The sequence below is a fragment of the Clostridium sp. AF23-6LB genome, assembly GCF_003461085.1.
Lineage (GTDB): Bacteria > Bacillota > Clostridia > Lachnospirales > Lachnospiraceae > Coprococcus > Coprococcus ammoniilyticus.
In genome coordinates, this window is sequence record NZ_QTWK01000003.1 from 1 (window position 1) to 20,137 (window position 20,137).

Here is a 20,137-nt window from a genome sequence, read left to right on the forward strand (position 1 = left end):
TTATCCTGAGAGGTTCGAAAGATAAGCGGAAGAGATTGGAGAGAATGAAGTCGCAAGACTTTCTGTATGAAATTCTGAAGGTACATGAAAAGTAAATATTTCATTTATCTGTGAAGTGTCCCAATTTAGGACACTTAAGCAGTATAGGGGATTGGTCAAATGGTATGATAGGGGTCTCCAAAACCTTTGGTGGGAGTTCGATTCTCTCATCCCCTGCTATTAGGAATAGCCTTAGAAGTCGCATAAATGCTGGCTTTTAGGCTATTTTTTTTGTTTTGTGAAGATAGAAAACTCTGTGATATCAGTAAGCCATTTCTGATTCGGTTTTGTAGCATGGAAATCTCTAGCTATAACATTCTCCACCGCAGGTGTTATTTCACCTTTATAGGAGTTATATTTCTGTCTGCGTTTTCGTCTGATAATTAGTTTTTCTTGCTTCATAATACGACGAACCGCTTTTTCAGAAACTTTTATACCTTCACGATGAAGCAGCGTATGAATTCTCCGATAACCAAATATATCACGATTTTCATGAAACAGTTGTACGATTCTTTTGCGAAGATTGGAGTATTTATCCTCTGCATAAATGGTTTTTTCTTGATAATAATAGCTACTTTTTGCAAGGTTTAGTTTTTTAAGAAGATCCGGCAGTGAATACCTATTTTTCAGGGCATCGATTATCACTGCCTTCTCCCGATTTGAGAGAGCTGTCTGATCGATGCCGGGGTCTTTTTTTAATACATTGATTGTTTCTTTAAGAATATCTATTTCCATCTGCATATCAAGCATCTGAGCTTTAAGCTCATTGATATCTTCCGCAGATGTGATATCGTTTGGATTTACATTAATGTTGGCAGTAGTTTTTTTCGTGGGTTGAAAACATCCCTTCTCCCGATACTCCCTAATCCATTTATATATCAAGGAAGGTATGTATCCGATTTCTTCTGTCACTAATTTTACAGGCTCGCCCTTAATAAGGCAACGTTTAATTACGTCATGTTTCAATTCAGTTGAAGCTTGTCTCCAATGCTTTTGATTTGGAACATCGTAATATTCGGGATACTTTTTATGCCAATGATAAAGCATTGGTGCAGATGGATACCTTAAGGTTTGGACAACTTTGTCTGGGGATCCTGTCGCTTTTAGCAATACAAGTGCTGTCGATATTTGTTCTTGTGTGTACCTCATAACATGTCAGACATTACACAGTCCAACTTTTCGTCCGCATGCCCGTTTATTTTACGGTTATTTACTTTTATAAAGAACACAATTATGGTATAATAATACCATTATAAAGTAGGAGGTGGGTATTATGCCACAGATTATACCAATTAAGGAATTAAAGAATACAGCAGAGATATCAGATATGTGTCACAAGTCTGAAGAACCAATTTATGTTACAAAAAATGGATATGGTGATATGGTTATTATGAGTATGGAGAATTACGAAAATACCATGAATCGAATAGCGATGTATCATGATATAGAAATTTCAGAACAGCAAATAAGAAAAGGTCAAGTAAGGGATGCAAGAATCTCGCTTCAAGAAACAAGGGGAAAGTATGGCTTATAATTTGAGAATAACAAAACATGCAGAGAAACTGTTAGATAGACTTGTTTATTATTTGCTTTATCGACTTAAGAATGAACAGGCTGCCAGACACTTGTTGGATAGTATCAATGATATATATGAAAGATTGGAAGAAAACCCATTGCAGTTTCCACGATGCAGAGATAACTTTCTTGATCAAAAAGGATACCATGAGGTGGTTGTGCCACAGATGAATTATGTGGTTGTATTTAGTATTGATGGAAATGTTGTGAATGTTCTAGGTTTTTTTCATCGACTTGAGAACTATTCACACAAAATATAAATAGCAGAACTTGTGAACAAAAAGGTTTCTAAAGCATGGTTGACCAGATAGTTAGTTTCTGATAAGAAAGATTAGATTGTTGAACAATAATTAGCATTGACTTGCACAGGAAGTGTGGAAGTATAATTTATATAATCGGGGATATACTAAGCATATATCAGCAGATGATTGACACATATTTGTTAGAAGAAAGGGTGGTTATTATGATGTCATTATCAAATGCAGCGGATGGATTTTGTTCAACGATCGCGTGGAACTGTGCAGATAAAGCATTATTTGGAGATTGTCCGTTAGATACGGGGGATGAGGTTCAGGTGGTATCATCGTTTTTCGGAAATGTCATCGTCCGGGTACACGGAAGATGCCTTGCAATTACCAAGGATACGGCAGAGCGGATCAAGATGTGCCAGCCGGACGCACAGTAAGAGATAAAATTTATAACTGTTCTTGAATTCGTGGGCAAATGTTTTATTGTGTAAATGTTAAATGAAAATGAGTTGGTTGAAATAATAAATAATATATATTATTATTTATATATCAATAATTTGGAGGGAGACATTTACGAAAGAAAAAGAAGTATTTTATTATTATGTGTATTATTGATCATTGCACTCATACTGCCATGTAGTGGAAGCGAGACAGCATCTAAGTTTACTAAAAAGCAAAGGCAACATACAAGAAGTGTTTGGATAAATATTTTTATAAGACAAATGGGAAACCTTTAAAGTTTAAATATTATTATAAAGGAAAGCTTAGAAGCGAAGGTACAAAGAGTGACCAACATGGTATATATACACGTATAACAAAAATGTCTGATAAAGCATTTGTAGATGAATTTATCGGACGTATGGGTGTGTATATAAAGACATATTTCAAAAAGACAAAGTCGGGTGGAACAGAGGTCGCGAAATATAGCACACGGATGGATCCGGTAACGTATAAAACAATAAACGAGTATTATGTAAATGGTAAGAGAACAACAAAAAAAGCTTATCAGAAAAAAGTAAAATCATTAGGAAAGTTAAAAAAATTACATATCAGAATTATAATGATGTCTGGTAAAATGGGAATATATTTAATATGAATACAAACGCCTGCCATTGGATTGAATAAGAACCAATGACAGGCGTTTGTATTACCTGTGCGAGGACAATAAGCTAAAGTCTGTATTTATACAATGTGCTCTGATAATTGCCCACGATATAAATATTATTTTGTAATAAACGTGCTGTAGATTGCTTTGATTGCTGTCTCGAAGTCACGGTTTTCAACACCGATGATGATGTTAAGCTCAGAAGAACCCTGATCGATCATCTTGATATTGATGCCCTTGTTTGCGAGAGCAGTGAAGAGCTTTCCGGCTGTACCACTGGCTGACTTCATGCCACGACCAACAACTGCGATCAGTGCAAGACCGGATTCAATCTCAACAGAATCTGGTTCTGCCAGACGATGGATAGCAGATACAACGCTCTGTTCTTTATCGATGAATTCGTCTGCATGAACAACGATGGTCATAGTATCAATGCCGGATGGCATATGCTCGAAGGAGATATTGTTCTCTTCAAATGCCTGAAGAACCTTACGGCCGAAGCCGATCTCTGAATTCATCATTGCTTTTGTAATGAAGATCGTACAGAAATCTTTCTTTCCGGCAATACCTGTTACAACATAATCCTGCTTCTGGCAGGTACTTTCAACGATCCATGTTCCTGCATCTTCCGGTGCATTTGTATTCTTGATATTGATAGGAATACCACAGCTTCTTACAGGGAAGATAGCGTCCTCGTGGAGAACGGAAGCGCCCATGTAGGATAACTCACGAAGCTCGCGGTATGTGATATATTTGATCGGCTTTGGATCCGGAACGATTCTTGGGTCGGCTACAAGGAAACCGGATACATCTGTCCAGTTCTCATATACATCTGCACGGCTGGCTCTTGCAACGATAGAACCGGTTACATCGGAACCACCACGGGAGAAGGTCTTAATATTTCCATTTTTACCCATACCATAAAAGCCAGGGATAACAGCACGTTCATTCTGAGCGAGACGCTCGGTCAGACGCTTGTATGTCTTATAATCGTTCAGATTTCCCTCTTCATTGAAGAAAATGACTTCTGCTGAATCGATAAATGGAATACCAAGGTAAGCTGCCATGACCTTACCATTTAAGTATTCACCTCTGGATGCAGCATAATCGCTCTGAGGATTCTCTGAAAGGTTCTTTTTGATCTCGGCAAACTCATCATCCAGACTGAAATCCTTCAGTTCAAGACCAGTGATGATCTCATCGTATCTGGCTTTGACCGCTTTTAATTCTTCGTCAATATCATTGCCTTCGCTGGCGGTCTGATATGCATGAAGTAACATATCAGTTACCTTTGTATCTCCATCAAATCTTTTTCCCGGAGCAGAAGGAACAACATATACACGGCTATCATCTGCATGGATGATTTTTCCGACCTTCTTGAACTGCTCTGCACTTGCCAGGGAACTTCCACCAAATTTAACAACTTTCTTCATAATAAACTCCTGCATTTTTATTTTTATTTACAAATTATCTCTATCTTAATATTATTGTGCCGATTAGACAAGGAAAAAATGTGATTTTTTTGAATTTTGAATGATCGAATAAAAACCTCTTGTATAATGGTTTTGTTTTAGGCAAAATGTTGAACCTTTTCAGAAATAATCTGAGATTTTTGATAGATGAAATATAAGAATATGGATTTTACACGTAAATTGTGCAAAATGACTGAAACAGCTGAAAAAATTCGTTATCTCCAAATGTGAAAAAATGTTGTACTTCCTTGAATTTGCTTGTTTTCTATACTAGAATAGCAGTCGAAAAGGTAGCATAATGCCCAAATGGCTAGAAGATTGAGGTGATAATGTGATTGATTTTTATAAGTGTCAGTATCATTTTAATGCCAGCCATAGCTTTGATGGCAATAAAGAACAGGCGCACAGTCATACATTTACGATGATACTGTATATTCGTAATCATTCTGGCCGAGATATGGATTTTAAACGGCTTGACAGAATGATTGAGATTTTTCTCGGCAGATATGAGGGCTTATATCTGAATGAACTTTCCTGTTTTGCCGGGAATGCAAGTATAGAGGCAATCGGAGATTATTTTTACGAACAATTAAAGATAAAATTATCGGAATTGAATGCGGAGCTGATGCAGCTTGATATAGGGGATACACCACTTGGTGTGTATCAGGTGTGTGATCACATTTTGTTACCGACGGTTAATGAGAAACGGAGCAGAGAAAATCTGGAGGCAATCTTGTTCTATAAGAAACAGATGCCTGACCAGAAAAAATAGATAGGGACTCATTCGGATAAGATGGGTCTTTTTTGTGTGGAATGTCATAAAACAGACAGAAAGAAGGCATGTATGATGAGACATAAGAAAATCTGTAAAAAAATAATAGCTGTAGGGATAGCGGTATTGTTGATCGCTGTTTCATGTATGCCAATGACAGAAATGAGGAGTCAGGCAGCAACGTTTGAAGATAATGGAAATACAGTAGATATATATACGGATAATGATTATTTGTGTATTCGGTATAATGGAAGCTGGTCAGGATATCTGAATGAGCGTTTTGACTTGTCGGCAGACGGAGTGTCATTGGATCGATTGAATGCGATCATATTGAATAATGAAAATAATGGAGACGGAAGTTCATTTTCAGTAAAGGATGCATGGAGTTCGGAAATCAGCGGGGCTTCCGGAACGGTTACAAATACCGGAAAAAAACAATATTATGGATATGAATTTATGACATGGAAGATTCAGGTTCCACTTGATACTTATGAGGCTTTTAATCTTGATACGCTGAAGGTAACATATAAAGGGCAGAGCACGGAAGTTGCGATTGGTACAAAGAATACTACGGAAGAAGCTTCTACAGAAAATACGGAAGAAATTACATCTGCTACAGAGAAGGACTCAACGGAAGAAATTCTGACGACCGAAGATACAACTGAAACTGAAAAAAATGATACAACAGTTTCCGGGACAACGGAACAGGGTGTTACTGAAGCAGTAAGTGAAGATACTACTGCAGACAGTACTGATGAGAGCACAACAGAGATATCCGGTACGGAATCAGAAGACAGCAGTGCAGTAACTCCTGAGACTACATCGGAGGATAACAATAATGCAAGCACTACCGTAGAAATGACGGACGAGGCAACAACAGAAACAACAGGCGGAATCCATGTAGGCGGCAATATCCAGATCGATGGATATTATGATGATTGGGAAGGAAGACCGAAGACGGAGATTACATATTCCAGTAATAACAAACAGTGTAACCATTATGGTCAGCTTGCATTAGACGGGGATACTTTATATGGCCATTTTAAGATGAATGAATTATATACCTCCGGTATGCAGCTTCAGATCTGGTATCTGACGATCAACGGCAAGACATTTGCCATGCAGATCCAGCCGGAAAAGAATGGAAATATCGACTGGAGTACGCAGACTCCGAGATCAGAAGGAATCCATACTAACTTGAAAGCTTTTATCGGATATGGAAATAATAATGAATGTGACAGTAAAGTAGCATATACAGTGTATGATGCAGAACATAAGGATAATACGCCGGGAGATGAGGTGGAATTCTCGCTCAGTCTGAAACGTCTGGCAGAATTAACAGGTATTCCCGCGGATGAGATGGGAACTATCACAATCCAGAATCCGAATATCGGAGGTCAGGGTGTGTCGATTGCCGGATCTTCTACAGGACCGGTCGTAGGTGTGTTGATCGCTCTGTTACTGGCAGCAGGCTATGTTGCAAAGAAAAGAAAGGATAAAAGGTAGAGGATGAACTGGCTGGTATTTGTCTGTCTTCTTGGTTGGATCTATATATTAACAGTATTATATCGGGCAAAATTGAATTTCTGGTATTATATCTGCGGAAGTGTGGGATTGTTTATTTTCAGTCTGATACTGATAGAACCGTATGTCGTAGTTCCGCTTCAAAAGGCCGTCTCTGCTGTTGCCGGTGTGATCGGTGGGCTGACGCATCTCTATGATTCTTATTTTCAGCAGGGAATTCTGTTTATCCAGAATGGAGGAACCAGTCTGTCCTTATATATTGATTTTGAGTGTTCCGGTGTGATCGAGATGCTGGCGTTTCTTGCGCTGCTCTGGTTCTTTCCGGTCTATGACAAATATGAGAGAGTGGTTGTAAGTATGATCGGAGTGATGGCGATCTTCCTCGCAAATGTACTTCGAATCTTCTTTATCTGCCTGTTAGTTCATATATGGGGCATCGATATGTATTTCTTTGCACATACGATATTTGCCAGAATCTTGTTCTATGGATGTACAGTATTCCTGTATTTCTATGTATTCACGAAACCACAGATTGTCAGACAGAAGGTAGGTGCATTCCGTTATGACAGCAATTAAAAATATGCTTATGTCTTCCGTGATCTTCTGGGTGGCATGGATCGTCATTCCGTTGATCATGGAAGTGATCCCAACAGTCGGGAATTTTATCATCCTGTTAAAACGCAGGATCATGAAGAAGAAATATAAGCCGTTATCCCATTATCCGGAGGTATCTCTGATCGTTCCGGTCTACAATTCGGCAGAAACCTTGTATGCCTGTGTGCAGTCGATCTATCAATCGAATTACCCGAAGGATAAGATATTTGTTCTGCTTGTCAATAATATGAGCAAGGATAACAGCTTTGAGATATACAGCAAATGTCAGAAGGATTTCCCGAATCTTTCGATTAATTGGATGAATTCGAAGCAGGGAAAATCCAAAGCCCTTAATCTGGCATTGTTTAACTGCCAGGGTAAATATATTATCCATATTGACAGTGATGGAATGTTAGAACCGGATGCTATCAGAAATATTGTAACAATGTTTGAGAATGAACCGGAAGTTCACAGCCTGACCGGAACAGTACTGACGAATCCGGAGTTGATCGATCAGACGAATCGATGCGCTTTACGGTTACTGCAGAAGATGGAGTTTGGTGAATATTGTCAGGCATTTCTATCCGGCCGTAATTTCCAGTCGGAGTTGAACAGTATCTTTACTCTGTCGGGTGCTTTTTCGGCGTTCCGTAAATCTGCGATCATGAAGACGCAGTTATATAATACGGATACCCTGTGCGAGGATACGCATGTAACTTTTCAGGTACGGTTTCAGATGAAGAAGCGTGTGGCACTTTGTCCGAATGCGATTTTTTTTGTAGATCCGATCGAGAGCTTGAATAAACTGTATGTTCAAAGGCAGCGGTGGCAGAGCGGTGAGCTGGAAGTGCTTCATATGTTCCGAAAGGATAAGATGAACATTGGCAGGAGTTTCTTTAAAGATTTCGTCATGCGGATCCTTGTGTATGATCACACGTTTGCGTTCCCTCGGATGATCTGGTATTTTGCGATTATCTGTCTGGCATTTATCAATTATCCGATGAAGCTTATTGTGACATCGCTCGTATTCTTATTCTTTTTATACAGTATGGCCAACTTCCTGTTGTATATCTGTATTATTCTGTTTTTAAAGGATTTTCCGTATTTGAGAAAATATTATGCAAGGAAATGGTATCTGATTTTTTTACTTCCGTTGTTTAATTTTATTGTATTCTGGTTCCGGTTTGCAGGAATTATTAATTCAACCAGAAAAACGAGAACATGGCGGACAAGAGACCTGCATGAAGAATGGAATGACTTTAAACAGGTCGTGACGCATGATTTTGCAGGAACACACCGGGTGCTGGAGAAGATCAGAGATGAGGTAAATACCAGTGAATAAAGAGAAAAAACAATCATGGATAAAAAAACTATATACATCACCGAATCATAGGATTTTCTCGATATCCGCAACCGTGATCCTGTTTATTATGATATTTATGGGATGTATCTGTTATGAGCTGTTACAGAACCGGGAAGCAGTGATACAGGCGTATGAGGATGATCAGGAGGACTATCTACAGTTATTAGCCTGCAACATTCAGTCAGTTCAGAAGTCAGGAAAAGATGCAGAGGTTCTTGCTTTTTTACAGGAGCAGACTGTTTCCTCCGGAGAGAGGTTCTTGGTATATACAAGAGATTCGGAAGTGCTGTGGGCAAAGAATGAGAATACAACGAATACATTAGGTAAATATGCAGAGATCACAGAATTCTGGAAGATGATACGTGAGCAGGATGTTGTGGTGGATACAGTCAGATGGACGGTCGGACAGGAAGAATGTACGATCAGTGTGGTGTCTGATACGGATAGTATTCTGGAACGGACATCGACAATAAAGCATGGATATTATATTGTAATTGCAACAGGACTTGTAAGTGTCGTTCTGCTCGGGCTGTTGATTGCATTGTTAGAATCCTGGAACAAGGCAGAGAAGAATTTGAAGGGTACGAAGAAAGAACTGGACAAACGTAACCGGAAGCTTGAAAAGGTGACGAGCAATGCCGGGAATATGGGGTTTGAAAAGGCTTTAGATGACGAGATGGCAAAGAATATCTATGTACAGAATCAATATAACAGCTCGCATGAATTCTATGATAATAATTTTCTTCGTATCATGCTTCAGAAATCGGATGATGAAGCGTTAAAACCGATCCATTATATGTTCATTCATCTGGACATGATGGATCGTTATTATAGCAGACAGGAGATCTTTCATTTTATGAGGAAGATCCGTTCCAGACTTCATCAGAATGAGATCATGGGTGAGGTGAAGAAAGGATTTTTTGTTATTCTGCTTTACAGGCTGGATGAACAGCAGGCAAAAGACAGGGCGGATGAGATTTATCGGTACTGTATCCGAAAGTCCGAGAATGCATATCGCTCGATACGATATGACTTAATCGATGTTGGGGTAAAAAAACCGGTGGATGTGTACGATGCTTATACCAGAAAGCAGGAGGAGGCGTAGCGGAATGAGATATCAACAGTATAAATTCAAATTCTATATGGATGCCAGGCATGCTATCTATATCGGTGGAAAATTAGGCGAAGTACATCCGCATACCTGGGAGATCGTTCTGCATGTGGTGAAGGGAAAGGAGAATTTTGAACCATTTCATATACTTGAAAAGGCAGTTGAGGAATTTCTGGAACCTTTTCAGAATAATTATCTGAATGATATAAAGCCGTTTGATATATTAAATCCAACGATCGAAAACGTATGCCTGTATTTTAAAGAAAAATTGCAGGAGATATTAAATGCAATGGGATGGATCTTTCTGATGATCGAGATGAGTGAGACACCGGGAAGAACATATGTGATCAGTATGCTGGATGAGCAGGAGATGGAGCAGAATCAGACGGTGCAGACGCTTACAGACCTGATCTTAGATGAGATAAAACATATTGGAGAGTAAGAAATATGACAGACAGTCACAAGAGAATTCGGAAAAACTGCATATGTATAAGTATCTTGTTACTTGCAGGTGCAGGGCTTGCACTGTATCTTGTGCTATCAGGATATGAGCCGTCCGGCGGTGATATCTGGGGACATCTCTATAAGTCGCAGGAAATGTATGAGAGCCTGAAAAAAGGAAACGTCTTTCCGTTGTTCTCCCCATACTGGTATAACGGAATCCAGCTTTTCAGATATTGGGGACCGCTCTCTTATTATATTATGGCGGGACTGATGTTTCTTACAGGGGGCGATCTTCTTCTGGCTTACAGGCTACTTGCCTTTGTTATATTCGTAGTCGGTGGACTTCCGTGGATTCTCTGGGGGATCCATGAGAACCGCAGAGTGCTTGGAACCTTTTTCGGACTGCTCTGGTTCTTTATGCCGGAGCATATCAGAATTTATTTTACAGCGGGAAATCTGCCGCAGATGGTGACGACGATGCTTGTACCATATGCGATCTGGTTCTTATGGCTCTATGTAAGAAAGAAGAATAATTGTGCAGCTGTCGGATTGTTTGTTTGTATGACATTGATGAGTTTTACGCATCTGATGGTTACTGCGATCATGGGCGTATCTGCATTTTTATATCTGCTGATCGATCAGATATGGAATAAGGATACTAGAAGAAAAATATTTGCTCTTATCTATATGATCTGTGGAATCCTGACAGCGGGTATATGGGTGATTCCTTCTTTAAAAGGCGGGCTTGTGACGTCAGAGAGTGGAGACGGAAGTGTTATGTCAACTTTGATCTATCCACTTACGACGTCATTAAATCCATTTAAACGTCTGAGTGCAGGAAATGACAGCTTTTATTTCGGACTGGCAGCAGTACTTATCGCGATAGCCGGAATCCTGCTTGCAAGAGGCGGAAAGAAAGCCGGTTTTGTATTTTTACTGATCATGCTTGCCTGTACAACGCCTGCTGCATACCGGATACTGGTAAAGCTTCCGTTCAGCCAGTTGTTCTGGATGACCCGGTTTGCGCCGATGATCTATGGTTTTTTCTTCAGTGCATGTCTGGAATGGGTTCGCTTGAAGAAAAAATATTGTGTGCTTCTGGCTGCGCTTTTGTGTGTAGACAGTATATCATGTATGAATCTGGATTTTTACAGCGTTGCTACATCAGATGAAACAAAAATGGAGATGCAGAAGCTTACGAAACTGACAGACCAGCGGACGGCTGTTATCGATAAGAGTTCTTATGGTTCTTATCCATCTTATGGAATCAGTGGCAGCAGTCATACGATGTACACGTATGGCTGGGCTTGGCAGGGTGCTGCGACCGGGGATAATATTGTTCTGTTAAATGAAGCGCTTGACCGAAAATACTATCGTTTTCTGTTTGATCGGGCAGTAGAGCTTGGGGCTGATACGGTTCTGATACGGAAGAGTGATCTTGAGAAGCAGGATATCACAATCTCTGATATTGAGCAGGATGCGGCAGCCAGCGGTTATTCTATGGTGCAGGAAATGACGACTGCATATACTTATAAACGTGAGACACCAGAGAACTTTGGAACGGTCACCGGATACTATGGGCTTGCAATCGGAAAATATGCAAATGAAATGACTCTGCTTTATCCGGCATTTGTGGCAGGAAGCTCGGATGTGATTGAGGATTATTCAGTGGAAGAATTGAGCCGGTATGATACTTTGTTCTTAACCGGATTTGAATACAGGAATCAGAGTAAGGCAGAAGCGATACTTACGGACGTGGCGGCAGCAGGTACCAGAGTTGTGATCGACAGTACCCATGTTCCGGCTAATAAGAGTAATAAACAGGAAATGTTTCTCGGTGTATTTGCACAGCAGATCCATTTTGATGAACGGTATCCGGTTCTTTCTTATCAGAACAGCGAGATCCGAAGTGATGACTTTGCGGAGGAAGACAGGGATTTTAGTACAGCTTATATAACTGGAACCGATACCGAGATCGGAACGTTTCAGATGGGCAATCAGAAGCTGACGTTTTTAGGTATGAAAGATGATCTGCCAAATATATATTTCCTCGGACTGAATCTGATGTATGAAGCTGTTAGCAGGAAGGATGCGGCACTGGTTGACATCTTAAATGATGTGCTCGGGATATCAAATGAACAGCTTCCGGACAGAGAACTTGTTCCAATCACAATAGCTTATAAAGAAGATGGACTATCGATCGATGTTGATGCGGATTTTGATCAGGAAACAGGTGTCAATACGTCGATTGCGGCACAGGACATATTTACATCTGATCAGGAGATTTCCGAGCAGATGAATCTTCTTGTTGTGCATGAGAGGCATACAGAGATTTCCTTTGTATATCCTATGTTTGTACCGGGAATTATTATCACGATATCAGGATTTATATGTTTTATACTGTGCATATGTATGGATGTACGCGACAGAAGAAAGCATATTGTTTAACAGACCGGACAAGAGAGCATTGCAGGATAGACGGAATAAAAGGGTATTGTCGGACAGACCGGCTGCCGATTGTGTATTTGCGTCTGTTATGATAAAATGAGCAGAACAGGAATAATACCGGATGAATACTCCAATTATAAACAGGATGAAAATAAAGAAAGGGAACGGTGTATATGGAGCGAAATACGAAAAAAGTCAGTGATTCAATGGTAGAGCAGGTCTTTCAGGTACGGCCGGAGCATTTAAATGGTGCCGGACGATTATTTGGCGGACAGTTAATGGCATGGATCGATGAAGTTGCAGGTCTTGTTGGGATCCGCCATTCAAATGGAGATGTGATCACAGCCTCGGTTGATAATCTGAAATTCATGCGAGGTGCTTATCTGAAGGATCTGATCGTATTAGTAGGCCGTATTACCTATGTCGGACATACCTCGATGGATGTCCGTGTGGATACTTATATCGAGGATCACAGAGGAATCCGGCGCTCAATCAATCGGGCGTATCTGACATTGGTGGCTGTCGATGAAAATGACAAACCAAGACCGGTTCCGGGGCTGACACTTGAGAACGAAAGTGAACAAGCAGAATGGCTGGCAGGAGAGAAACGGAGAGAACTCAGAGGGCAGAGACGTAAAGAAGGTTTTTAGATAAGCCGGGGGTATGAATATGGCAAATATATTAGACTATCTGGAATGGCGGGGTGATCTGCCGTTTGAGGCATCGGCTTTTAATGAGGTGGATGCAGTTGTATTTTCAAGATTTTCATATATACCGTTTGAGGGGATCGTGCCGGATGATTTTAGTCATGCAGTCACGGTAGCAGAGGCGGCAGAGCGTTTCTTAGGAGATGCGAAGCGCATGACACAGGTGATTTATGAAGATGATCTGAAACTGCTTGCTGCAATGGGAGCAAGCCGACGATTTGGTGATCTGCGCTTATGCGGTTATGTGAATCAGTTGGATGAGGAGATACAGAAGCAGTTTTCAGCAGTCACAGTAAAATTATTTGACGATGTAAGCTGTGTGGTATACCGAGGAACCGATAAAACAGTTGTCGGTTGGCGGGAAGATTGTAATATGGCATTCCTTTCACCGGTTCCGTCTCAGCGGACAGCAGTCGAGTATCTGCGGCAGGCAGCAGAACAGATAGCCGGAACATTCCTGCTATGCGGACATTCCAAAGGCGGAAATCTTGCGATTTATGCAGCAGCAACCTGTGAACGTACCCTACAGGATAGGATCCTGAAGGTATGCAGTATGGATGGACCGGGATTTGAACCAAATGTGTTAGAGCTTGCCGGTTACAACCGGATGCTGTCACGGATGATCACATACATACCACAGAATTCCGTAGTGGGAATGCTGCTTGAGCACAGAGAGAAATATGTCGTGATCCGAAGTATGCAGGAGGGCTTCATGCAGCATGATGTATATAGTTGGGAGGTTCTTGGACCATCCCTGATCCATGAGGAGGGGATCACAGATGAATGTCGTTTATTAAATGCTTCCTTAAAAGAATGGATCGACAATATGGACTACGACCAGCGCAGGCAGTTCGTAAATTCCCTGTTCGACCTGCTGGATGAATGCGATGCGAAGACCACGGATGATCTGCAAAATAACTGGCATAAGGATATCGGAAGGATTCTGACCTCGATCAAGAAGATGGACGAAGCCAACCGAAAAGTCGTCAGCCAGACAATCCTGTCGCTGTTAAAGATCACAAGAAAGAATGTATCAAACAGATCAGAAGATTAGAAAATGCCATATACAGGCGAGAAAGTTTTAACTTTATTTTGCAGAACACTTTTATTTGATTGAATTAGAAGAAAGCTATTCATGCGGAGATAATTAGTAAATAAAAAATAGAAGATATCATATTATTATGCAACAAGCCTGCCTGAGCGTCGGTCCTTAGCGACCCGCGAAAGCGGGAGCTTAGTACCGCTACGCCGAAGGTAGAGCGAAAGCGTCTTGTGGAAGGAATGCGATCGCAGCAGCCGTACTTGGTGGAACATCCATGGCGGGTGGTGTTGGTACGATCGGCGGAACAATCGTTGGTGCTTTCGTAATCGGTGTTATCAATGATGGTATGGTTATGTGTGGTGTATCTGAATTCTGGCAGATGGTTATCAAAGGTTTGGTTATCATCGTAGCGGTTATCATTGACCAGTTCCAGAGAAAGATGCAGGCAAAGATGGCATTACAGGCAAGAAATGAGAACAAATAATATCGAAGATATCAGGTAAAGACGGAGATAATATTAAGGAACGTGGACATGGAGAATCGCTTCATGTCCACGTTCTTAAAAAGATAAACATATGTCAGATAGGTATGGAGGACAGATAATATGAAAAAAAAGAGGTATCATTAATGCACAGCTTGCAGGTCTGATCGCAGGACTTGGACATAAGGATACATTTATGATCGGTGATGGCGGAATGCCAATTCCAAAGGGAGTAGAGATTGTAGATCTGGCACTCTGTGGAGGTGTACCGACATTTAAGCAGGTAATGGATGCAGTCCTTGATGAGACACAGATTCGTGAAATTTGCAATTCGGACAGGTGAATTTACACTATATCCAAATATTATCCTTACAGCAGGAGTCGCATTTCCTGCATAAGTAATAACGACAGAAAAATACAGATTTTGGAGGTGAATGATGAAAGTTTTAAATATTGGTTCCATGAACCTTGATTATGTCTACAGTGTCGATCATATTATCGCACCGGGTGAGACGCAGGCAACCTACGGAATGAATGTATTCCTCGGAGGAAAAGGAATTAATCAGTCCATTGCACTTGCAAAGGCAGGCGTAGATATCTATCATGGCGGAATGATCGGAGAAGACGGACAGGTATTCTTGGATGCATGCAGAGAACATGGTGTGCATGATGAATTCATCCGTACGATCGATGAGAAGACCGGACACACGATCATTCAGGTAGACAAGGATGCACAGAACTGCATTTTGCTCTTTGGAGGAGCAAATCAGAGTCTGACAGAAGAATATATAGATGAAGTATTAGAACATTTTGAAGCCGGAGATATTCTGTTACTTCAGAACGAAGTTAATAAGCTGGATTATATCATTGACCGGGCATATGACAGAAAGCTTGTGATCGCACTTAATCCATCTCCATATAATGAAAAGATTGAAGTTTGTGATCTTTCAAAGATCAGCATCTTCCTGTTAAATGAGATCGAGGGTGCACAGATCACAGGACTGACAGAGCCAGATGATATACTTGCTTCCATGAGAAAGCGTTTCCCGGAAGCAAAGATCGTACTGACACTTGGCAAAGATGGCGCAAGGTATTCAGACAAGGACTGTGAGTATGAACAGCCGATCTTTCCAGTAAAAGCAGTCGATACGACAGCAGCCGGAGATACCTTTACCGGATATTTCCTCGCAGGACTGATCCGCGGCATGGAGATACCGGATATCTTAAGAATGAGTGCGAAGGCATCTTCTATAGCAGTAACCAGAAATGGAGCCGTTCAGTCAATTCCAAAGAGAGAAGAAGTAGAGGCAGCATTGTCGGCAGACTGATACAGCAGATAAAGGAGAAAACAAAGCATGAAATTGCATGTATGCATATAAAAGCAAAGCATGAATGACATGCCTGTAAATAAAAAGAAAATAAAGCGAGGTAAAGGAATATGAAATTTTTTATTGATACAGCAAATGTAGATGACATCAGAAAAGCAAATGACATGGGAGTAATCTGTGGTGTAACAACCAACCCATCTCTGATCGCAAAAGAAGGCAGAGATTTTAATGAAGTTATCAAAGAGATCACAACAATTGTAGATGGTCCTATCAGTGGAGAAGTAAAGGCAACAATTGTAGATGCAGAAGGCATGATCAAAGAAGGAAGAGAGATCGCAGCGATCCACCCAAATATGGTTGTTAAGATCCCTATGACAGTTGAAGGCTTAAAGGCAGTCAAGGTGTTATCGGCAGAAGGAATCAAGACAAACGTAACTCTGATCTTTACGGCAAATCAAGCGCTTCTTGCAGCAAGAGCAGGTGCATCTTATGTATCTCCGTTTCTTGGAAGGTTAGATGATATCAGCACAACAGGTATCAACCTGATTGAAGATATCGTAACAATATTTGACAATTATGGTTTAGATACAGAGATCATCGCAGCCTCTGTAAGAAATCCAATCCACGTTACAGACTGTGCTCTTGCAGGCGCACATATTGCAACTGTACCATACAAGGTAATCGAGCAGATGACAAAGCACCCGTTAACAGATCAGGGTATTGCAAAGTTCCAGGCAGATTACAAGGCTGTATTTGGTGAATAAGAGTTTTTTAGATTTATTGTAGATGTTTGAATAAAATGTTACAATAAGCTCGATTTTTTACTTTATAGGATAAGATGTTCTATAAAGTAAAAAACTATAGGAAAGGTGGTGAGAGAGATTTGGCAGAGTATAGGAATAATTACCGCCAGAGAGAGAACAAATCTGTATATGGGGAACGAAATACTTATGAAAAAAAGAAAAATTACCGAAATGGAAATAACAGACAACAGAACCTGAGTCAGAAAATGTATTATGATAAGAGACAGCAGGGAAATTCCGGCAGACAGATGAATGATTCAAAACTCAGACGTAAGATTATGGCGGATGATAATGTGAAGTTTATCTGTTCCAGAAATGAAGATGTGATCCATGATAAAAGCTGTATTCTTACAAGGAATATTAAAGACTATGATCTGAAGTATCTGGTAAATTATCCGAAGTGGATGAAACAGTGCCCGAAGTGTGCGATAGAAGCGTATCTCAGATATGGGGCAGAGGATTATGACAAATTGGCAGAATATGATGCGTTATTCCGACTTATGATGATGTCTGTAGAGATGATCCGGCATATGTATATTGATTGTGATATGAAGACAAGGATAAATGGGGATACGCTTACAATCCATCATAAAGAAGATACATGGAAGATCGTATATTTAGACAGTCCGGGAAATGTCAGACTTCTGCATAATAATTATCATATAGTGGATGAACACAGGGAATTTGAAAAAGGTTTTCATATCCAGAGCGAATTTACTTCTAATACAAAGATTAAATATGCTATCGAAAATATTGAAACATATTCGTGGAGCATGCATCGGGTGCATGAACGGGAAGCGATGTTGGAACAGAAAAAGAATGAAACAGGGAAAATGGGATTCTGGTCACGGGTGGCACGAGCATTTCGTTATGTGTTTCATAAGCAGGAAGAAGATGAATCTAAAAATCAGACAGATGATAACAGAAAAGATGATCCAATCGATTTTCAGTTGGATTTTTCGGATTTTAATTTTGTAAATAAGTTCGGTTACCCGGATAATGGTACCAGATGTATCTATGTCTGGAAGACAAAAAACGGGATATATCAATGGCAAATCGGAGAATATGTATCAAAGAAACGACAGTTTGTGATCAAATTTTCAGATCAGACTTTTATAACGGACTGGCGAAAAGTAATCGCATGGAAATATGTATGGAAAGGTGACCTGAACTGGTCATATGGTGAAAAGAATGAGACGAACCCTGATCGTAATTGATATGCAGAATGATTTTATTGATGGTTCACTTGGTACAAAAGAAGCAGAGGCAATCGTGGATCCGGTAAGAAATCTGATACAGGAATATAAAAACAGGGGAGATGAGGTGCTTTATACCAGAGATACCCATGGGGCAGATTATCTGCAGACGAACGAGGGGAAACATCTGCCGGTGGAACACTGTATAAAGGGAACTAACGGATGGAAGATCGCAGATGGAATATATGCAGATGGCTGTAAGATCATAGATAAGCCATCCTTTGGGTATACAGGTTGGGATCGGTATGAATTTGAAGATGTCTGTCTGATCGGGCTTTGTACCGATATCTGTGTAGTTTCAAATGCTCTTATCATAAAGGCGTTATATCCGGAGATTCGCGTGGCAGTCGATGTCAGATGTACGGCAGGCGTGACACCGGAATCAAAGGTGGCTGCACTTGAAACGATGAAGATGTGCCAGATTGAGCTGGTTGGTGAAGAATAAGCAGGATAAAAAGAACAAATGCAGTAAGAAAGGAAAGAAGACATGCTTGGAATTATAGGAGCAATGGACGAAGAAGTTGCAAAGTTAAAAGAAAAAATGGAACAGGTGCATATTATTGAAAAAGCAGGTATGCAGTTTTACAGAGGTACTTTGTGTGACCATGAAGTGGTTGTGGTAAAATGTGGTGTAGGTAAGGTTCATGCAGCAATGTGTACACAGGCAATGATCGACCTGTTCCCGGTAGATGGAATTGTAAATACCGGAATTGCAGGCTCGTTAAATGCAGACATCAACATCGGAGATATCGTGCTGGCAAAGGATGCATTAGAGCATGACATGGATGTCTCTGCTCTTGGATATGCTCCGGGAATCAATCCGGATTTAAAAGATGATGAAAATATTTTCAAGACAGATGTCAAAATGCTGGAGCTTGCTCTTGCCGCAGCAAAGCAGGCAGAGCTTTCCGTCAACATCTTTACCGGACGTGTAGTCAGCGGAGATCAGTTCATATCAAGGAAAGATAAGAAAAAATGGCTGGTTGAGACATTTGACGGAACCTGTGCAGAGATGGAGGGAGCATCGATCGGACATGTCGCAAGTCTGAACAAGATTCCATATCTGATTGTCCGTGCGATTTCAGATAAAGCAGATGACAGTGCAGAAATGGATTATCCGTCTTTTGCGGCTATGGCGATCGATAACAGTGTTGCACTTATGACAGAATTTGTAAAGTTATGTTAAAAATAGATTGTGACAGGAATACTTGCATTAAAAATAAAAACTGAGAAATTATATTTATTGATACAGACAGGAGGTAGTTGAAAAACTATGGAAAAGATTAAAAGTTTTCAGATCAATCATTTATTATTAAATCCTGGAATCTATGTATCCAGAAAGGATAAGGCTGGAGATGCGGTCCTTACGACTTTTGATATCCGCATGACAAAGCCAAATTTTGAACCGGTCATGAATACGGCGGAGATTCATACGATTGAGCATCTGGCAGCTACTTATCTCAGAAATCATGAGGATTATAAGGACAAAGTAATCTATTTTGGACCGATGGGATGCAGAACCGGATTTTATCTGATCCTTGCAGGTGATTATAAGTCAGAGGATATCGTAGATCTGATGATTTCAATGTTTGAATTTATACGTCATTATCATGATCCGATTCCGGGTGCAAATCCGAGAGAATGTGGAAATTATCAGGACATGAATCTGAACATGGCAAATTACCTTGCAGAGAAGTTCTTAAAAGAGGTTCTTTATAATATAGGCGAAGATCGCCTGAACTATCCAGAGGGTTGACCTTTTTTTTTCAAAGTGATACGATAACAGATAAAGATTGCCGGAAGAGAGCGGCAACCCATAATAAGT

General features: G+C 40.4%; 21 protein-coding genes, 1 tRNA gene and 2 pseudogenes. 22 read left to right on the forward strand and 2 right to left on the reverse strand.

The genetic code is table 11. The features are described 5' to 3' along the window. Positions 1 to 145 precede the first annotated feature (145 nt). Positions 146 to 216 (forward strand) — tRNA-Trp (locus DWY07_RS06975). A gap of 45 nt (positions 217 to 261) precedes the next feature. Here DWY07_RS06975 and DWY07_RS06980 read toward each other — a convergent pair. Continuing rightward, positions 262 to 1,149, reverse strand: coding sequence for an IS3 family transposase (locus DWY07_RS06980; RefSeq protein ID WP_173783630.1), 888 nt, complete (start codon positions 1,147 to 1,149; stop codon positions 262 to 264). A gap of 163 nt (positions 1,150 to 1,312) precedes the next feature. Between DWY07_RS06980 and DWY07_RS06985 the strand changes: the two genes are divergently transcribed. From DWY07_RS06985 to DWY07_RS07000, 4 genes are all read left to right on the forward strand, one after another. Next, complete coding sequence (locus tag DWY07_RS06985) at positions 1,313 to 1,573, forward strand: type II toxin-antitoxin system Phd/YefM family antitoxin (protein ID WP_117807451.1); 261 nt, start codon at positions 1,313 to 1,315, stop codon at positions 1,571 to 1,573. After that, positions 1,563 to 1,874 carry a type II toxin-antitoxin system RelE/ParE family toxin gene (locus DWY07_RS06990; protein WP_117822564.1) on the forward strand — a complete coding sequence of 104 codons (312 nt, stop codon included), beginning with the start codon at positions 1,563 to 1,565 and terminating at the stop codon, positions 1,872 to 1,874. The genes DWY07_RS06985 and DWY07_RS06990 overlap by 11 nt, the downstream gene beginning before the upstream one ends. Positions 1,875 to 2,077: 203 nt before the next feature. Continuing rightward, positions 2,078 to 2,299 (forward strand): ferrous iron transport protein A, encoded by a 222-nt coding sequence (locus DWY07_RS06995; protein ID WP_226801016.1) that lies wholly within the window; start codon positions 2,078 to 2,080, stop codon positions 2,297 to 2,299. Between the two features lie 260 nt (positions 2,300 to 2,559). Further along, positions 2,560 to 2,958, forward strand: coding sequence for a hypothetical protein (locus DWY07_RS07000; protein WP_117822565.1), 399 nt, complete (start codon positions 2,560 to 2,562; stop codon positions 2,956 to 2,958). Positions 2,959 to 3,083: 125 nt separating this feature from the next. On the opposite strand, the gene DWY07_RS07005 is transcribed toward DWY07_RS07000, so the two are convergent. Continuing rightward, the gene (locus tag DWY07_RS07005) at positions 3,084 to 4,400 is read right to left on the reverse strand and encodes an aspartate kinase (protein WP_117822566.1); all 1,317 of its coding nucleotides are present in this window, start codon (positions 4,398 to 4,400) and stop codon (positions 3,084 to 3,086) included. Positions 4,401 to 4,770: 370 nt separating this feature from the next. Here DWY07_RS07005 and DWY07_RS07010 point away from each other — a divergent pair, with 370 nt between their 5' ends. From DWY07_RS07010 to DWY07_RS07090, 17 genes and pseudogenes are all read left to right on the forward strand, one after another. Beyond that, positions 4,771 to 5,211 carry a 6-carboxytetrahydropterin synthase gene (locus DWY07_RS07010; protein ID WP_117807456.1) on the forward strand — a complete coding sequence of 147 codons (441 nt, stop codon included), beginning with the start codon at positions 4,771 to 4,773 and terminating at the stop codon, positions 5,209 to 5,211. Between the two features lie 75 nt (positions 5,212 to 5,286). After that, entirely contained in the window at positions 5,287 to 6,717 is a 1,431-nt protein-coding gene (locus DWY07_RS07015) for a Firmicu-CTERM sorting domain-containing protein (RefSeq protein ID WP_181983897.1), read from the forward strand. A 3-nt stretch (positions 6,718 to 6,720) separates the two neighbouring features. Next, positions 6,721 to 7,311: an exosortase family protein XrtG gene (gene xrtG, locus DWY07_RS07020; protein ID WP_008400576.1), complete on the forward strand. Its 591-nt coding sequence runs from the start codon at positions 6,721 to 6,723 to the stop codon at positions 7,309 to 7,311. Next, positions 7,298 to 8,671 carry a TIGR03111 family XrtG-associated glycosyltransferase gene (locus tag DWY07_RS07025; protein WP_117822568.1) on the forward strand — a complete coding sequence of 458 codons (1,374 nt, stop codon included), beginning with the start codon at positions 7,298 to 7,300 and terminating at the stop codon, positions 8,669 to 8,671. Before xrtG ends, DWY07_RS07025 begins: the two co-directional genes overlap by 14 nt. Further along, entirely contained in the window at positions 8,664 to 9,797 is a 1,134-nt protein-coding gene (locus DWY07_RS07030; protein WP_117822569.1) for a hypothetical protein, read from the forward strand. The genes DWY07_RS07025 and DWY07_RS07030 overlap by 8 nt, the downstream gene beginning before the upstream one ends. Before the next feature lie 4 nt (positions 9,798 to 9,801). After that, entirely contained in the window at positions 9,802 to 10,245 is a 444-nt protein-coding gene (locus tag DWY07_RS07035; RefSeq protein WP_117822570.1) for a 6-carboxytetrahydropterin synthase, read from the forward strand. A 5-nt stretch (positions 10,246 to 10,250) separates the two neighbouring features. Then, positions 10,251 to 12,695 carry a 6-pyruvoyl-tetrahydropterin synthase-related protein gene (locus tag DWY07_RS07040; protein WP_117822571.1) on the forward strand — a complete coding sequence of 815 codons (2,445 nt, stop codon included), beginning with the start codon at positions 10,251 to 10,253 and terminating at the stop codon, positions 12,693 to 12,695. 173 nt (positions 12,696 to 12,868) lie between these two features. After that, positions 12,869 to 13,345 carry an acyl-CoA thioesterase gene (locus DWY07_RS07045; RefSeq protein WP_008400583.1) on the forward strand — a complete coding sequence of 159 codons (477 nt, stop codon included), beginning with the start codon at positions 12,869 to 12,871 and terminating at the stop codon, positions 13,343 to 13,345. A 19-nt stretch (positions 13,346 to 13,364) separates the two neighbouring features. Continuing rightward, on the forward strand, positions 13,365 to 14,456 hold the full coding sequence (locus tag DWY07_RS07050; RefSeq protein WP_117807462.1) for a DUF2974 domain-containing protein: 1,092 nt from the start codon (positions 13,365 to 13,367) through the stop codon (positions 14,454 to 14,456). Between the two features lie 229 nt (positions 14,457 to 14,685). Beyond that, positions 14,686 to 14,928, forward strand: a pseudogene (locus DWY07_RS07055) (ABC transporter permease); the annotation flags it as partial. Positions 14,929 to 15,091: 163 nt separating this feature from the next. After that, positions 15,092 to 15,323: pseudogene (locus tag DWY07_RS07060) on the forward strand (RbsD/FucU domain-containing protein). 39 nt (positions 15,324 to 15,362) lie between these two features. Further along, on the forward strand, positions 15,363 to 16,253 hold the full coding sequence (locus DWY07_RS07065) for a ribokinase (protein ID WP_117807463.1): 891 nt from the start codon (positions 15,363 to 15,365) through the stop codon (positions 16,251 to 16,253). A gap of 110 nt (positions 16,254 to 16,363) precedes the next feature. Beyond that, a complete protein-coding gene (fsa, locus tag DWY07_RS07070; protein ID WP_117807464.1) occupies positions 16,364 to 17,017 on the forward strand; it encodes a fructose-6-phosphate aldolase in 654 nt (217 codons plus the stop codon). Between the two features lie 119 nt (positions 17,018 to 17,136). Continuing rightward, complete coding sequence (locus DWY07_RS07075) at positions 17,137 to 18,273, forward strand: hypothetical protein (protein ID WP_117822573.1); 1,137 nt, start codon at positions 17,137 to 17,139, stop codon at positions 18,271 to 18,273. Beyond that, complete coding sequence (locus DWY07_RS07080; RefSeq protein WP_117807466.1) at positions 18,248 to 18,757, forward strand: isochorismatase family cysteine hydrolase; 510 nt, start codon at positions 18,248 to 18,250, stop codon at positions 18,755 to 18,757. The genes DWY07_RS07075 and DWY07_RS07080 overlap by 26 nt, the downstream gene beginning before the upstream one ends. Before the next feature lie 42 nt (positions 18,758 to 18,799). Beyond that, the gene (locus tag DWY07_RS07085; RefSeq protein WP_117822574.1) at positions 18,800 to 19,498 is read left to right on the forward strand and encodes a 5'-methylthioadenosine/adenosylhomocysteine nucleosidase; all 699 of its coding nucleotides are present in this window, start codon (positions 18,800 to 18,802) and stop codon (positions 19,496 to 19,498) included. Positions 19,499 to 19,585: 87 nt separating this feature from the next. Next, the gene (locus DWY07_RS07090) at positions 19,586 to 20,068 is read left to right on the forward strand and encodes an S-ribosylhomocysteine lyase (RefSeq protein WP_021944150.1); all 483 of its coding nucleotides are present in this window, start codon (positions 19,586 to 19,588) and stop codon (positions 20,066 to 20,068) included. Positions 20,069 to 20,137: the final 69 nt, after the last annotated feature.

What these genes read in the sequence shown, in the direction of transcription:
- DWY07_RS06995 (WP_226801016.1), top strand. Translation starts at nt 2,078, where the DNA reads ATGATGTCATTATCAAATGCAGCGGATGGATTTTGTTCAACGATCGCG.
- DWY07_RS07005 (WP_117822566.1), bottom strand. Translation starts at nt 4,400, where the DNA reads ATGAAGAAAGTTGTTAAATTTGGTGGAAGTTCCCTGGCAAGTGCAGAG.
- DWY07_RS07090 (WP_021944150.1), top strand. Translation starts at nt 19,586, where the DNA reads ATGGAAAAGATTAAAAGTTTTCAGATCAATCATTTATTATTAAATCCT.
- DWY07_RS06990 (WP_117822564.1), top strand. Translation starts at nt 1,563, where the DNA reads ATGGCTTATAATTTGAGAATAACAAAACATGCAGAGAAACTGTTAGAT.
- DWY07_RS07025 (WP_117822568.1), top strand. Translation starts at nt 7,298, where the DNA reads ATGACAGCAATTAAAAATATGCTTATGTCTTCCGTGATCTTCTGGGTG.
- DWY07_RS07065 (WP_117807463.1), top strand. Translation starts at nt 15,363, where the DNA reads ATGAAAGTTTTAAATATTGGTTCCATGAACCTTGATTATGTCTACAGT.
- DWY07_RS07045 (WP_008400583.1), top strand. Translation starts at nt 12,869, where the DNA reads ATGGAGCGAAATACGAAAAAAGTCAGTGATTCAATGGTAGAGCAGGTC.
- DWY07_RS07015 (WP_181983897.1), top strand. Translation starts at nt 5,287, where the DNA reads ATGAGACATAAGAAAATCTGTAAAAAAATAATAGCTGTAGGGATAGCG.
- DWY07_RS07080 (WP_117807466.1), top strand. Translation starts at nt 18,248, where the DNA reads ATGAGACGAACCCTGATCGTAATTGATATGCAGAATGATTTTATTGAT.
- DWY07_RS07085 (WP_117822574.1), top strand. Translation starts at nt 18,800, where the DNA reads ATGCTTGGAATTATAGGAGCAATGGACGAAGAAGTTGCAAAGTTAAAA.
- DWY07_RS06985 (WP_117807451.1), top strand. Translation starts at nt 1,313, where the DNA reads ATGCCACAGATTATACCAATTAAGGAATTAAAGAATACAGCAGAGATA.
- DWY07_RS07050 (WP_117807462.1), top strand. Translation starts at nt 13,365, where the DNA reads ATGGCAAATATATTAGACTATCTGGAATGGCGGGGTGATCTGCCGTTT.
- DWY07_RS07040 (WP_117822571.1), top strand. Translation starts at nt 10,251, where the DNA reads ATGACAGACAGTCACAAGAGAATTCGGAAAAACTGCATATGTATAAGT.
- fsa (WP_117807464.1), top strand. Translation starts at nt 16,364, where the DNA reads ATGAAATTTTTTATTGATACAGCAAATGTAGATGACATCAGAAAAGCA.
- DWY07_RS07035 (WP_117822570.1), top strand. Translation starts at nt 9,802, where the DNA reads ATGAGATATCAACAGTATAAATTCAAATTCTATATGGATGCCAGGCAT.
- xrtG (WP_008400576.1), top strand. Translation starts at nt 6,721, where the DNA reads ATGAACTGGCTGGTATTTGTCTGTCTTCTTGGTTGGATCTATATATTA.